Annotated in this window: 11 protein-coding genes; all 11 read left to right on the forward strand. The window is 70.3% G+C overall.

All coding sequences use genetic code 11. The features are described 5' to 3' along the window. Positions 1 to 63: 63 nt before the first annotated feature. The 11 genes from ACSFBM_RS33250 (at position 64) to ACSFBM_RS33300 (ending at position 15,081) form a co-directional block, all read left to right on the forward strand. Entirely contained in the window at positions 64 to 3,129 is a 3,066-nt protein-coding gene (locus tag ACSFBM_RS33250; RefSeq protein WP_435488202.1) for a type VI secretion system Vgr family protein, read from the forward strand. Between the two features lie 24 nt (positions 3,130 to 3,153). Further along, positions 3,154 to 5,748 (forward strand): DUF2169 family type VI secretion system accessory protein, encoded by a 2,595-nt coding sequence (locus tag ACSFBM_RS33255; protein ID WP_435488203.1) that lies wholly within the window; start codon positions 3,154 to 3,156, stop codon positions 5,746 to 5,748. After that, complete coding sequence (locus ACSFBM_RS33260) at positions 5,745 to 6,797, forward strand: pentapeptide repeat-containing protein (RefSeq protein ID WP_435488204.1); 1,053 nt, start codon at positions 5,745 to 5,747, stop codon at positions 6,795 to 6,797. Before ACSFBM_RS33255 ends, ACSFBM_RS33260 begins: the two co-directional genes overlap by 4 nt. Positions 6,798 to 6,835: 38 nt before the next feature. Next, on the forward strand, positions 6,836 to 7,468 hold the full coding sequence (locus ACSFBM_RS33265) for a DUF3540 domain-containing protein (RefSeq protein ID WP_435488205.1): 633 nt from the start codon (positions 6,836 to 6,838) through the stop codon (positions 7,466 to 7,468). Between the two features lie 19 nt (positions 7,469 to 7,487). Then, positions 7,488 to 7,883 (forward strand): DUF4150 domain-containing protein, encoded by a 396-nt coding sequence (locus ACSFBM_RS33270; protein WP_435437781.1) that lies wholly within the window; start codon positions 7,488 to 7,490, stop codon positions 7,881 to 7,883. Between the two features lie 64 nt (positions 7,884 to 7,947). Beyond that, on the forward strand, positions 7,948 to 10,326 hold the full coding sequence (locus tag ACSFBM_RS33275) for a type VI secretion system Vgr family protein (protein ID WP_435488206.1): 2,379 nt from the start codon (positions 7,948 to 7,950) through the stop codon (positions 10,324 to 10,326). 19 nt (positions 10,327 to 10,345) lie between these two features. Beyond that, positions 10,346 to 10,846, forward strand: coding sequence for a DUF6484 domain-containing protein (locus tag ACSFBM_RS33280; RefSeq protein WP_435488207.1), 501 nt, complete (start codon positions 10,346 to 10,348; stop codon positions 10,844 to 10,846). Positions 10,847 to 10,859: 13 nt separating this feature from the next. After that, positions 10,860 to 11,984 (forward strand): DUF2169 family type VI secretion system accessory protein, encoded by a 1,125-nt coding sequence (locus tag ACSFBM_RS33285; protein ID WP_435488208.1) that lies wholly within the window; start codon positions 10,860 to 10,862, stop codon positions 11,982 to 11,984. Next, the gene (locus ACSFBM_RS33290; RefSeq protein WP_435488209.1) at positions 11,981 to 13,039 is read left to right on the forward strand and encodes a hypothetical protein; all 1,059 of its coding nucleotides are present in this window, start codon (positions 11,981 to 11,983) and stop codon (positions 13,037 to 13,039) included. The genes ACSFBM_RS33285 and ACSFBM_RS33290 overlap by 4 nt, the downstream gene beginning before the upstream one ends. 5 nt (positions 13,040 to 13,044) lie before the next feature. Then, a complete protein-coding gene (locus tag ACSFBM_RS33295; protein ID WP_435488210.1) occupies positions 13,045 to 14,181 on the forward strand; it encodes a PAAR-like domain-containing protein in 1,137 nt (378 codons plus the stop codon). An 18-nt stretch (positions 14,182 to 14,199) separates the two neighbouring features. After that, on the forward strand, positions 14,200 to 15,081 hold the full coding sequence (locus ACSFBM_RS33300; RefSeq protein ID WP_435488211.1) for a beta propeller repeat protein: 882 nt from the start codon (positions 14,200 to 14,202) through the stop codon (positions 15,079 to 15,081). Positions 15,082 to 15,097 lie beyond the last annotated feature (16 nt).

Here is a 15,097-nt window from a genome sequence, read left to right on the forward strand (position 1 = left end):
ACACGCCCTGAACAGCAGCGCCAGAAAACGACAGCGCAAAAAAGCACAGCAGAAGAGAAAACAATGGCCGACAACGAGTTCCGCATAGACAGCGATTCCCCCGCCAAGGACGACCTCATGTTCTGGCGCATCGTGGGCCACGAGGCGCTGGCGCGTCCGTCGGCCTACGAGCTCACGGTGCTGTCGAAGAACAAGGCGCTCGACGCCAAGGACATCCTCGGCCATGCCTTCGACGTCGTCATCGTGTTCAAGGACGAAGACGGCGGTACGCACGAGCGGCACTGCCAGGGCCACGCCGTGCGCTTCGTGCGAGCCGGCCACATGGGCCGGCACTGCGAATACCGAATCACCCTGCGCTCCTGGTTCTGGCTGCTCACCAAGCGCGCCAACTCCCGCATCCTGCAGGACAAGAAGATTCTCGAAGTGCTCGACGCCGTGTTCGAAGACAGCCCCATCAAGCGCTTCAAGAAAACCAAGGCCGACAACGTCATCGGCACCCACAACCCGCGGCGGTACTGCGTGCAGCACCAGGAAAGCGACTACCAGTTCCTGTCGCGCCTGCTCGAGGACGAGGGCATCTACTACTGGTTCGACGCGCATGACGCGCCCGGCACCATGCACCTGTCGGACGCCAGCGACCTCGCGCACGACAAGCTGCCCGTGGCCGACACCCTGCGCCACATGGCCGCCAACGCGGCCGAGCCGCGCTTCAACGAAATCTCGCGCTGGGTGAGCGCGCGCCAGTTCGACACCGGCAAGCATGCCTCGCGCGACAGCGACTTCAAGGCCATCAAGAAAAAGCTCGGCGCCGACATCGATTCCTCCGACGACCACGAGCTGGCCAACCTCGAGGTGTTCGAGTTTCCCGGCGGCTACTTCACGGGCGACGACGCCGAAACCCGCGCCAAGCTGCGCGGCGACGAACTCAATGCGCGGCGCGACCGCCACTGGGCCGTGACGCCGTGGCCCGACGTGGCCGCCGGGCGCGGCTTCAAGTTCGAGGGCGACCCCGACGGCACGCGCAACGGCGACTACGTCATTGCGGCATGCACCTTCGTGGCCAGCCACCGCGGCTACGAAGGCGTGAGCGCCGCCAAGGCCGCGGCGCGGTCCGTGCACGACGCGCTGGCCGACGTGCTGCGCGACGACGCCGTCAACGCCGACACGTTGCCCGTGCTCCAGGAGCTGATGGCCGCCACGCCCGCGCTGGCCGCCGCACAGACGGGCGCCAGCATCTTCCTGCTCACCGTGATGCCGGCGGAGCGCCTGTTCCGCGCGCCGCGCCTCACGCCGCGCGTGACCATGCCGGGCCCGCAGACCGCCATCGTGGTAGGGCCCAAGGGCGACGAGCTGCACGTGGACGACCACGGCCGCGTGAAGGTGCACTTTCACTGGGACCGCTACGACGAGAGCAACGAGAAGTCGACCTGCTGGGTGCGCGTGTCGCAACCCTGGAGCGGCAAGGGCTGGGGCGGGTACTTCATTCCGCGCATCGGGCAGGAGGTGATCGTCGACTTTCTCAACGGCGACCCCGACCGCCCCATCATCGTGGGCCGCGTCTACAACGACGACCAGCCCATTCCCTACAAGTCGCCCACGCAGAGCGGCTTCAAGACCCGCTCCACGCCCGGCGGCGGCCCCGCGAACTACAACGAGATCATGTTCGAGGACAAGAAGGGCGAGGAGAACATCAACATCCACGCCGAGCTCGACATGAGCCGCAGCGTGGAGCGCGACGACGGCACCACGGTGGACCGCGACCAGAGCATCACCGTCAAGCGCGACCAGACCAACCATGTGGACCGCGACCGCAAGAGCACCGTGACGCGCAACGACACCAACATGGTGGTTGTCGACCAGAAGAACACCGTCAAGGGCAAGCAGAACAACCAGGTGGTGGGCAACCGCGACACCTTCATCGACAGCAACGACACGCTCACGGTGACCGGCACGCACACCACCGACGTGACCGGTGCGCGCAAGGACACCTCGCGCGCCGGCGAAACCCGCAGCGTGATCGGCAACCAGACCGTCACCGTGAGCGGCAACCTGACCTACAAGGCCGCGAAGATGAGCTTCGAGGCCGGCCACATCGACTGGCTGGTGACGGGCGCCAGCTCCAAGTACATCACCGTGCCCACCGGGCCGCTGGGCCTGATGGCCAACAAGATCAAGATGATGAGCAACACCGGCATCGAGATGATGGCCGTGGGCAGCATCGACGCCACCTCGGTCGGGGCGAACACCACCATCCTCGGCCCCAACACCAGCGGCTACATCGGCATGAACAGCGAGGCCAACCTGGGCATCGCGCGCTCCACCTTCATGGGCATGAGCATCGAGAGCGCGCTGGCGATCTCCATCTCCAACTTCGTCGGCGTGGCCATCGAGAACTCGCTGGGCGTGAAGCTGCTGAACGGCGCGGCGCCCGAGATCAAGTCCTTCGCCATCGACCTGCAGCAGGCCGGCCTGCACACCTTCACGCCGGGCGTGGGTGCGGGCGCCGGCGATGCGGCCGCGGTGGCGGGCATTCTGGGCGCGGTGGTGGGCGCGGCGGGTGCCGACGCCGACATTGCCGCCACGCTGAAGCAGTACGCCGACGCGGCCAAGGCGCTGGACGAGGCCGCGCAGGAAGCGGCCGACCAGGGCCTGCCGGGGCTCGCGGGCCGGCTGTCGAGCCTGGCCGGCGCGACGCGGGGTCGGCAGGCGGCCGGCCAGTTCGGCTCGGACTCGCTGTTCGGCACCGTCGGCATGATCGTGGGCGAGGGCGCCATGGCCACCTTCGGCATCGACACGCCGGCGGAGACCCTGGGCAAGGAGCCGTCCATCAACTCGGACGGCTCGGCCATACCGCCACCACCGCCGACCGCGCCCGCGGGGGGCGGTGCCAGCGCCGGCGCCGGCGCCAGCGGCAGCAGCGACGGCGCAGGTGCGGGCGGTGCCGGGGGCGCCGGTGGCGCCAGCGGAGGAGCGGGCGCAGGTGGTTCCGGGGGGGCCGGTGGGGGTGGCGGTGCCGGTGGCAGCAGCGCCGGCAGCGCGGGGGGCGCGGGCGGTGGCGGTGGCGGTGATGGCTCGGGCGGCGCGGGTGGCGCAGGCGGTGCCAGCGGCGGCAGCGGCAGTTCGTCGTAGCAGGCGATCCACAGGCACGCAGCCATGCAGATCCTCAAACCCCAGGCACTCGGCCTCTCCACGCGGCCCATCGAGTTCCGCAAGCGCTACGGGCTCAGCATCAGTGCGTACCTGCACCTGCCGTTCGCGCAGGGCGAGCGCGGTTGCCTGTGGGCCGAGCAGTCGATGTGGTCCTTCCTTGCGAAGGAAATGGCGCAGCCGCTGATCGACGAAGGCGTGGTCAAGCTCACGCCCGAGTTCCTGGTGCACGGCCAGGCCTTTCCGCCTGCGGACCGGCCGAACGCCTGCGCCGTGCGCGCGCGCTTCGGCACGCAGGAAAAAACCCTGCTGGTGTTCGGCGACCGCTACTGGGACGGCGCGCAGCCCAGCACGCCGCAGCCCTTCACCGCCATGCCGCTGGGCTGGCCGGCGGCCTACGGCGGCCCCGGCTTCGCGCCCAACCCGCAGGGCAAGGGCCGCGAGGCGCGCGACGGCCTCACGTGGCTGCCCAACATCGAGTTGCCCGGCGACCGGCTGCTGCGGCCCGACCAGGCCGTGGCGCCGGCCGGCTTCGGTGCGCTCGACCTCATGCACCCGCAGCGCGCGCAGCACCGCGGCACCTACGACGCCGGCTACCTGAAGCAGCACGCCCCGGGCTTCGCACCCGACACCGACTGGCGCTTCTTCAACCTCGCGCCCGCCGACCAGTGGATGGGCGGCGCGCTGGCCGGCGACGAGACCTTCGCCTTCGACCACATGCACCCCGACATGCCGCGCATCGAGGGGCGCCTGCCCGGCCTGCGCGCGCGCGTGTTCGTCGGCTACAAGGTCGAAGGCGCCGAGCCGAAGGTGCGCGAGGTGCCGCTGCGCATGACCACCGTGTGGTTCTTTCCGCATGCGCTGCGCTGCATCGCCATCTTCCAGGGACTGGCCGAGGTCGGCACCGACGACGGCAGCGACGTGCTCAGCCTGATGGGCGCGGTCGAGCGCAACGGCCAGGTGCGCTCCGACCGGCACTACCTCGACGCCGCGGCCAAGCGCGCCGACCCGAAGACCGGGCCGCTGTACGCCATCGTCGACAGCGACCTGCTGCCCGAGGGCGTGAGCACCGCCGACCCCGACGTCGAGGCCGCCAAGGCGCCCTTCGCCATGGCCGGCCTGCAGGGCGAGGCGCAACGCCGCCGCGCGCAGGTCGATGTCGAGCTCGCGCGCCAGAAAGCCCGCGACATGGGACAGGACCCCGACGCCCTGGGCATTCGCATGCCGCCGCGCGAAGAGGTGCCACAGGGTGACGCCCTGCCGGCCTACCTCGACAAGGTGGCCAGGGAGATGCAGGCGCAGCAGTGGGCCGCCGTGGAAGACGCCGTCGCCACGCTGGAGAAGGCCTACGCCATGTCGGCGCAGCAAAAGATCGACCTGGGCGCACTCAAGCACCGCGGCCCGCCGCTGTACAAGGCCGACAAACACCTGGCCGAGCTGCGGGCGCAAGCCGCGGTGGGCTCGCGCCCGCCCGACCTGGCGCCGCTGCTGCCCAAGCTGCAGCAACTGGAAGACACGCACCGCCAGGGCTACCTGGAAACCGCGCACATGCAGCCGCCCGCCTTCGCCATGGCCGCCGCGGAGGCCACCGCGCTGCGCCAGGAGATGCCGCGCGCCATCGCGGCGGGCATCCGCTTCTTCGCGGGCATCGACTTCACCGGCGCCGACTTCTCGGGCCTCGACCTGCGCGAGGTCAACTTCCAAGGCGCCTGGCTGGAGAGCGTGGACTTTCGCAACGCCAACCTCTCGGGCGCCGACTTCACCGGTGCGGTGCTGGCGCACGCCAGGCTCGAAGGCGTCATCGCCATCGGCGCGAAGTTCTGCAAGGCCAACCTCGGCAAGGCCGCGCTCGCACGCGGCGTGTTCGACGACGCCGACTTCTCCGGGGCCGTGCTCATGCGCTGTGCACTGGCCGGCACGCAGATGCGGCGCGCGCAATTCGCCGGCGCCAACCTGCTCGAAACCACCTGGGGCCAGGCCGACTGGGAAGGCGCGCTGCTCGCGGGCCAGACCTTCCACAAGCTCGACCTGCGCGGCATGCGCTGGCCGGCGGCCGACCTGTCGGTGTGCAACTTCATCGAGTCGGACCTGTCGGGCGTGGACCTGCAGGGCGCGAAGCTGGAAGGCGCGACCTTCGTCACCTGCACGCTGACCGGCGCCAACCTGCGGATGGCGCAGTGCGCCGGCGCGGTGACCGTGAAGAACACCAGCCTGGCCGGCGCGGACCTGGGCGACGCCGACCTGCGGCGCTTCAACTTCGGCGGCGCAGACCTGCGCGGCGCGACGCTGGTGCGCGCGGTGCTCGACGGCGCCAACCTGTGCGAGGCGCGGCTGGACGGCGCCGACCTGCGCCTGGCCAGCGCCAAGGGCGCGCTGCTGCGCATGAGCCGCTGCGCCGGCGCGCTGCTGTCGGGCGTGAACTTCAACGACGCGGTGCTGCAGAAGGCCGACCTGCGCGGCGCCGACCTGCGGCGCAGCAACCTCTTCGGCGCCGACCTGAGCCGCGTGCGGCTCGACGGCGACACCCAGTTCGACGGCGCGCTGCTGACGCGCGCACGCACCTGGCCGCGCCTGACCCCCGAACAACAGGCGGGCGCATGACCCCGACGCTGCTGGCCCTGGCGGTGCGCGTCGGCGAGACGCTGGAGGGCCTCGACCTGGGGCAGGGCCACTTCGCCGGGCTGGCGCTGGGCGGCAGCGTGTTCTCGCGCGTGCGCTTCGCCGAAGCCGACCTGCGCGGGGCCGACCTGCGCGAGGCGGTGTTCGACCAGTGCGACCTGCGCGGTGCGCTCGCCGCCGGCGCCAACCTGCGCCGCGCGGTGTTCAACCGCTGCCTGCTCGACCATGCCGACCTGCGCCAGGCCAACCTGCACGGCGCGGTGTTCACCGAATGCGACCTGCAGCATGCGCAGCTGGCGCAGGCCGTGCTCACCATGGCCACGCTGGCCAAATGCACGCTGGCGCACGCCAACCTGCGCGGCGCGCAGCTCGGCTCGGCGGTGTTCACGCAGTCGGTGCTGCTGGACGTGTGCGCGGACGACACCGACTGGCCCTACACCACCGTCAACGAATGCGACCTGTCCCACCTCACGTGGGCCGGTGCGCGCATGCAGCGCAACGTGTTCTTCAAGACCTCGTTGAAGGGCATGTCGTTCGCGGGCCTGGCGCTCGACGGCTGCCAGTTCTCGTCCACCGACCTGAGCGGGGCCGACTTCAGCGGTGTGGTGCTGCAGCAGTGCAACTTCCAGGGCGCGACGCTCGCGGGCGCGAAGTTTGTGAAGGCGGTGGCGCCCTCGGCCATCTTCTGCGAGGCCACCGGCCGGAGCGCGGACTTTGCCGGCGCGCGGCTGCGGCAGGCGCTGTTCACCGGTGCCGCGCTGCCGCAGGCCAACTTCGCGGCCTGCGACCTCTACCAGACGCACTTTGCGGGCGCGAAGCTGCAGGGCGCCAACCTGGCGGGGGCCGACCTGACCTACGCCGACTTCCGGCATGCCGACCTTGGCCGCGCCGACCTGCGGCGCGCCACGCTGCAGCGCACCGTGCTGCACGGCGCGAACACCGAAGAAGCGCAGATGACCGACCGCGCGCGCGCCATCGAGAACGACCCCGAGCTGGCGGCGGCCGAACGCTGGCAGCCGCTGGTCGCATGACACCCGCGCGCATCCAGACACAACGAAGGGAACTGGCCATGAACGACACCACAGCGACATCTGCAGCGGCACGGGCCCCGGCGCGTTCGCGCGGGCGCAGGCGGCAGCCCGCCGAAGCCATCGGCGGCACCTGGTGCGTCGGCATCCTGGCCTTCGATGCGGCGGGCCGCAGCGTCGTCACCAGCGGCGCGCTGCGCCTGCAGGCCGTGCGCGCGGCCAGCTGCCTGCTCGAACCGGCCGCGGGCGACAGCGTGGCCTGCCTGCGCATCGCGCCCGACGAGGTCTGGATCATGGCCGTGCTGCAGCGCGAGGAAGGCACGGCCAACGTGGTGGGCTGCCCCGGCAACCTGCGCATCGCCGTGGAAGGCGGGGCGCTCGACATCGATGCCCGGCAGCTGCGCGTGAGCGCCGACACCGCCGAGCTCGTCGGCCGGCAGCTGAGCGTGGTCGGCAACGGCATCAAGCTCGTGGGCTCGGTGCTGTCCTCGGTGATGGACCGGGTGCAGCACTTCAGCCGGCACTACCTGCGCACCACCGAGGGCATCGACCGCGTGGCCGCCACGCACGTCGAGGTCGAGGCGAAGCAGCTGCTGCGCCTGGAGGGCGAGCACACGCTGGTGAACGGCCGCGAGCTCATCAAGGCGCGCGGCGCGCAGATCCACTTCGGTTGAAGCGGCAAGGGAGAGAAAAATGTTCGCCAACTGCCAGCTGATGGGCACCGACATGGGCTTTCCCGATGTCTGCATCACGCCCGCCGCGCCGTCACCCATTCCGGTGCCGTACCCCAACATCGCGATGGGGCCCATGGCCATTCCCAACTGCCCCACCATCCTGGTCATGGGCGCACCGGCCCACAACCTGGGCACCAGCATTCCGATGACCAACGGCGACAACCCCGGCGTGCTGCTGGGCGTGGCCTCGGGCACCGTGATGGGACCGAGCCGCCATCTCACGGGCGCCTTCACCGTGCTGTGGAACGGCATGCCCGCCACGCGGCTCACCAGCGTGTCGCTGCAGAACAGCACCAACTGCCCGGGCGTGCGAACGGTGCCGAGCCAGCCGCTGGTGGTGCTGCTGGCGCCCTGACGAACGCCCCCGTTCACAGCAGGCACAGCAGGCAAAGAAGGCAGAACATAGGGAGACGCCATTCATGGCCGACCAGGAGTTCCGCATCGAAAGCGATTCGCCCGCCAGCGACGACCTGATGTTCTGGCGCATCGTGGGGCACGAGGCCCTGGCGCGCGCGTCGACCTACGAGCTCACCGTGCTGTCGAAGAACCGGGCGATCGACGCCAAGGACATCCTGGGCCGGGCCTTCGACGTGGTCATCGGTTTCGAGGACGCCGACGGCGCCCGGCACGAGCGGCACTGCCAGGGCCATGCGGTGCGCTTCGTGCGCGCGGGCCACGTGGGGCGCTACGTCGAATACCGCTTCACGCTGCGTTCGTGGTTCTGGCTGCTCGGCAAGCGCATCAACTCGCGCATCCTGCAGGACAAGCCGGTGCTCGACGTGCTCGACGCGGTGTTCGAGGACAGCCCGATCACCCGCTTCAAGAAAACCCGGACCGACAACGTCATCGGCACCCACGCGCCGCGCCGCTACTGCGTGCAACACCAGGAAAGCGACTACCGGTTCCTTTCGCGGCTTCTGGAAGACGAGGGCATCTACTACTGGTTCGATGCGCACGACGCCCCCGGCACCATGCACCTGTCCGACGCGAGCGACATGGCGCACGAGAAGCTGCCGGCGGCCGGCACGCTGCGCTACGTGTCGGGCGATGCGGCCGAGGCGCGCTTCAACGAGGTGTCGCGCTGGGTGAGCGAGCGCCAGCTGGACACCGGCACCTACGCCTCGGCCGACAGCGACTTCAAGGCCATCAAGAAGAAGCTCGAGGCCGCCGGCGGCACGCCCGACACGCACGAGCTGGCCGAGTTCGAGGCCTTCGAGTTCGCGGGCGGTTACTTCACCGGCAGCGACGCCGACGACAAGGGCAAGCTGCGCGGCGAGGAAATCGGCGCGCGCCGCCAGCGCCACTGGGCGCTCACGCCGTGGCCCGACGTGGCGGCGGGGCGCAGCTTCAAGTTCGAGGGCGACCCCGACGGCACCCGCGACAGCGACTACGTGATCGCGGCCTGCACCTTCGTCGCCAGCCATCCCGGCTACGAAGGGGCCGACCTGGAGGCCGCGCGCACCCCGGTGACCGAACTGCTGCGCGAGGCGCTCGCCGACGATGCCGTGCTGGCCGACACGCGGGGCGCGTTCGAGGCGGTGGCCGCCGGCATGCCCTCTCTGCAGGCCGGCCCGCCGGGCGCCAGCGCCTTCCTGCTCACCGTGTTTCCGGTCGCCATGCCGTTTCGCCCGCCGCGCCTCACGCCGCGCGTGGTCATGCCGGGGCCGCAGTCGGCCATCGTGGTGGGGCCGTCGGGCGAGGAGATCCACGCGGACGACTTCGGCCGCGTGAAGGTGCACTTCCACTGGGACCGCTACGACAAGAGCAACGAGAAGTCGACCTGCTGGGTGCGCGTGTCGCAGCCCTGGGCCGGCAAGGGCTGGGGCGGGTACTTCTGCCCGCGCATCGGGCAGGAGGTGATCGTCGACTTTCTGAACGGCGACCCGGACCGGCCGTTGATCATGGGCCGCGTCTACAACGACGACCAGCCCATTCCCTTCGGCAGCCACACGCAGAGCGGCTTTCGCACGCGCTCCACGCCCAAGGGCAGCGCGGCCAACTGCAACGAGTTCCGCCTCGAGGACAAGAAGGGCGCCGAGCAGGTGTACCTGCACGCCGAGAAGAACCAGGACATCGAGGTCGAGAACGACGAGACGCACTGGGTCGGCCACGACCGCACCAAGACCGTCGACCATGACGAGACCGTGCACGTGAAGCACGACCGCACCGAGACGGTCGACAACAACGAGACCATCACCGTGCACGGTCAGCGCACCGAAACGGTGGACAAGAACGAGACCATCACGGTCCACATGAACCGCACGGAAACGGTGGACCTGAACGAGACCATCTCCATCGGCCAGAACCGCGCCATCACGGTGGGTGCGAGCGAGACGGCCACGGTGGCGCTGCAGCGCACGCACACGGTGGGCGTCAACGAGACCATCACCGTGGGCGCGGCGCAGGAGATCACGGTGGGCGCGATGCAGGCGGTGACCGTGGGCGCGAGCCAGACGATCAGCGTGGGCGCCAGCCAGTCGAGCAGCATCGGCGCGAACCGCTCGGTGGACGTGGGCGCGAACCTGTCGACCAACGTGGGCGCGGACGAGTCGCGCAGCGTGAGCGAGGGGCGCACGGCCAGCGTGGGGAAGGACGACTCGCTCTCGGTGGGCAAGAACCTCGTCATCACGGCGGGCGACTCCATCTCCATCACCACGGGCAGCGCGAGCATCACGATGAAGAAGGACGGAACCATCGTCATCAAGGGCAAGGACATCACGATCGACGCCTCCGGAAAGATCAACGCGAAGGCGAGCAGCGACATCGTGATGAAGGGTTCGAAGATTCTGCAGAACTGATTCACCACGGAGATCGACCATGAGCGGCAGAGACCTGATCGAAGCGCAGCTGGCGGCCAACGCCACGCAGGAGCCCCCGGCGGGGCCATGGCAGGGCGCCGCCGTCGGTGAACTGGTGGCCATCGCCGATGAGGGCGGCACGCCCCTGGTCGTGTTCGCGGGGCAGCCCGGCACGGCGGCGCTGCGCGCGCGCAGCGTGGTCGACCTGCACGGCGTGCACATCGGGCGCGCGGTGGTGCTGATGTTCGAGCAGGCCGATCCGGCGAGGCCGATCGTGATGGGTGTGCTGCGCGCAGAGCCCGGTTGGCCCGAAGCCGAAGTGGCCGCGCCCGCGCAGGTGGAAGTCGATGCCGACGGCGAGCGTCTCCTCGTCAGCGCGCGCACGCAGATGGTGCTGCGCTGCGGCAAGGCCAGCATCACGCTGACGCGCGCGGGAAAGGTGCTGATCCAGGGCAGCTATGTGCTGAGCCGCTCGACGGGCGTCAACCGCCTCAGGGGCGGCGCCGTGCAGATCAACTGACCGGGCTCGGGCCATGGAAGTCGTCAACGCAACGGGCATGACGGTGGGCTACACGCAGGGCGTGGAGCCTTCGGGGCGCGAACTGCTGGTCGTGGTGGTGAAAGGCACCTTCGCCATTCCGCAGCCCTCCGACGGCGTCGATGCGGTGGCGCAGCCGCACGCGGTGCAGCGCCCGCTGATCGTGGCGGACACCTTCACGGGCGAGCCCGGCCACTCGGCGCCGGCCGAGGAGGTGGACTTCGCGCCGCGCAAGCACCGCTGCGACGTGCTGGTCTCCGGCGTTGCGCACGCGCCGCACGGCGAGCCCGCGGCGCGCGTGCTGGTGGGCGTGCGCATCGGCAACTGGCGCAAGGCCTTCGCGGTGGTGGGCGACCGGCAGTGGCTGTGCGGCCTGTCGAGCACGCGGGCCTCGGCGCCGGAGCCCTTCGCGACGCGGCGCATCTCGTACGACGTGGCTTTCGGCGGCGTCGACGCGCGCCACGAAGACCCGGCGCAGCACGGCGCCTACATGCGCAATCCCGTGGGGCGCGGCTGGCATCGCCACCTGCAGGCCCGCTACGTGGACGGTGCGCCGCTGCCGCATACCGAGGAGATCGATCGTCCCGTGGACGCGCCCGACGGCACGTTCGCGCCCATGGCGCTCGGCCCGCTCGGGCGCCACTGGGCCGGGCGGCTGCCGCATGCGGGCACCTACGACCAGGCGTGGATCGACCATACCTTTCCGTTCCTGCCGGCCGACTTCGACGAGGCCTACTACCAGGCCGCGCCGGCCGACCAGCAGATCGGGTTTCCGCTCGGCGGTGAAGAAGTCGTGCTGATGAACCTGCGACCCGAAGGGCAGACGCGCTTTCGCCTGCCGCGCAACGAAGTGCCGGTGACCTTCTTTCGCCGCAAGGGCGGCCGCGACGAGATCATGGCCACGCTGGACACGGTCGCGATCGATGCGCAGCAGGGCTTTCTCACGCTCGCGTGGCGCGCCACGCTGCCGCTGAAGAAGAGCCTCTTCGAGGTGTCGAGCATCCTCGCCGGGCGCATGTCGAGCGGCTGGTGGCGCGCGCGAGAGCTGGGCAAGGAGTGGCATCCGTCGCTCGCCGACCTCGTGCGCAGCCGGCGCGAGGCGCTGGAGGACGAGGCATGAGCGCCGGCAGCGCGATGAGTGCCGCGCCCATCGCCATCGCTCGCACGGGCCTCGTCACCGGCGTGGGACTCGACACGGCGGCCACCTGCGCCGCCATTCGCGGGGCCATCGACAACTTCCAGCAGACCGGCTTCAGGGACACGGCCGGCGAGTGGCTCATGGGCTGCGAGGTTGCGCTGCCGCAGGCCTGGCGCGGGGAGGCCAAGCTGGTGAAGATGGCCGCGCGGGCCGTCACGCAATGCCTGGCAGGGCTCGACCGTGCGGCCTGCGAGGCGATGCCGCTGCTGCTGTGCCTGCCCGAGGCCGCACGCCCCGGCCGGCTGGTGCCGGACGATGCGCGCTTCTTCGAGGCGCTGGAGGCCGAGCTCGGCCTGCGCTTTCATGAGCGCTCGGCGCTCGTGGCGCAGGGCCACGTGTCGGTGGCGGTCGCGCTGCTGCAGGCCCGGCAGCTGATGGCTCTGCTGCCTGTGCCGCGTGTGCTGGTGGTGGCCGCCGACAGCATGTTGTCCGGCGCCACGCTGGCCGACTGCGAGGCGCGCGACCGGCTGCTGACGAGCGAGAACTCCGACGGCTTCATTCCCGGCGAGGGCGCCGCGGCGATGCTGGTGCAGCCGCTGCACGCGCAGGCGGGGCCGCAGCTGGTGTGCCGGGGGCTGGGCTTCGCGCTGGAGCATGCGCACATCGATTCGGAAGAGCCGCTGCGCGCGGACGGCCTCACCGAAGCCATCCGGCAGTCGCTGCGCGAGGCGGAATGCGGCGAGGGCATTCTCGATTTCAAGATCATCGACGCCTCGGGCGGGCAGTACGCGTTCAAGGAGGCCACGCTCGCGTTCGGCCGGCTGGACCGCACCAAGCGCAGCGAGTTCGACGTGTGGCACCCGGCGGACTGCATCGGCGAGGTCGGCGCGCCCATCGGCGCGGTGATGATCGCGGTGCTGAAGGCGGCCTGCGAGAAGGCCTATGCGCGAGGCGACAACGCGCTGCTGCACCTGGGCAACGACGACGGCCGGCGCGCGGCCATGGTGTTCTCCTGGCATGCGGGTGGCGGGGGCTGAGCGGCATGGCCAACCAGGTGTTCGCCAACGGCCGCGAGGTCGCCTGCAAGGCCGGCGCGGGCAAGACCATCTGCGCCACGCCCGACGTGTGCATGACGCCGCCCGAGAACCCCGCCACGCCGCCCGGCGTGCCCGTGCCGTACCCGAACACCGGCCTCGCCTCGGACACCACCGACGGCAGCCGCACGGTGCAGATATCGGGGCAGGAGGTCATGCTGAAGAACAAGTCGTACTTCAAGACCTCGACCGGCGACGAGGCCGGCTGTGCGGCCAAGAAGGGCGTGGTGTCGAGCAAGAACACGGGCAAGGTCTATTTCATCGACTGGTCGATGGACGTGAAGTTCGAGGGAGAGAACGCCGTGCGGCACCTCGACAAGACCACCAACAACCACGGCAGCCCGACCGCCAACGAGTCGATCCCGTGGCCTTTCGTCGACTCGATGGCCGACGCCGAGATCAAGGCCCTGTGCGACAAGGACCGCGCGCAGGAGAAGACCGCCTGCAAGGGCTACAAGAAGAAGGCCGGTGGCCCCGGCAAGGACGTGTGCGAGGAGGCCGGCATCGGCAGTGCGTTCACGCGCGCCAAGGGCGCGACCACCAGCCGCGCGCGCAACGCCAGCGAGGACCCGTGCTCGGCCGCGCGCCGCTGCCGGCTCGCGCCGTACGACGCCGAGCCCAGGGACGGCATCACCGGCTGCTGCCCAGCGCAGACCGGCGACCACATCGTGCCCAAGAGTTCGTTCTTCGTGAGCTCCGTGAAGAACGGCACGAAGATGCCCGGCTGGGAGAACTACGAGATCGGCAAGGCACCCTGCATGTGCACCGAGGGCGGCAGCTGCTCCGGAACGCACGGGCTGCGGCATGCGCACCACAAGACGACGGCAGGGCCAGGGGTGTCGCCCGGGGACCACCGCTCGTTCAACGCCGAGGTTGCGCACTGTGCCGCCGGTGCCAAGGAGGTGGCGCCGCAATGCAGCAAGGAATGCATCGAGGCGCAGCTCCGGCAAGGCCACAAGGGCATGGGCGACCAGCGCAAGGCCGTGAAGTACTCGCCCACCGGCAAGAACGAGATGTCGAAGTTCGCCGAGCTGAAAAAGACAATTGCCGCCGCGCTGGCCAAGTTCGGCTGGGCGGCGCGCTGACTTCAGAAGGAGTTTTCCATGGCCACCCGAGCTTCCGATACACGCGAATTCGTGCGGGGCGCCGCGCGCTTCCACGACCTGGTCTACGTCATCAGCAAGGCCCATTCGCTGGTGGCGCAGGAGATCGCGCACACCAGCCTGGTGGCCGTCGACCAGGGGCGGTGGAGCGATGCTGCCGACACCGAGTGGGACGCGAGCGCCATCGCCATCGCGCGCGGCCCCGAGGAGTGCGTGGTGCTCGTCGGCGAGGACGGCGACGTCGTCACCTACGCAGGCGGCACGACGAGCGAGGAGGCGATCGTGCCGCCGCCCGTGATGATCCGCAACGCGCGCGACATCGCCGGACGCGTATACGCCTGCGGCATGAAGCGCCAGGTGTTCCAGCGGCTCGACGGGCAATGGGTGGACCGCAGCGCGCCGCGCGCCGGCGACACGGAGAAGTACGGCTTCGAGGCCATCGACGGCTTTGCCAGGGACGAGATCTACGCCGTGGGCTGGGGCGGCGAGCTGTGGCAGTACGACGCCGCGGCGTGGGTGCAGCGCGCGAGCCCCACCAACGTGATCCTCACGGCCGTGTGCTGCGCGGGCGACGGCGTCGTCTATGCGGCGGGGCAGGGCGGCGTGATGCTGCGCGGGCGCCACGACGCATGGTCGCTGGTGCAGTGGCAGGACGAAGTCTCCGCCGACCTGTGGGACCTGTGCTGGTTCCAGGACCGGCTCTACGTGGCGACCATGTCCGCGCTCTACACGCTGGACCGCAACGTGCTGGTGCCGGTGGATTTCGGCGGCACCGGCCCGGCCACCTGCTACAGCCTCTCGGTGGCCGAGGGCGTGCTGTGGTCGGTGGGGCGCGCGCATGTGGCGTCGTTCGACGGCACCGCATGGCGCACCTTCGACTGAGCCGGGACCGCACGTC

Origin of the sequence: Variovorax pasteuri (assembly GCF_051216435.1) — a bacterium.
Taxonomy (GTDB): domain Bacteria; phylum Pseudomonadota; class Gammaproteobacteria; order Burkholderiales; family Burkholderiaceae_C; genus Variovorax.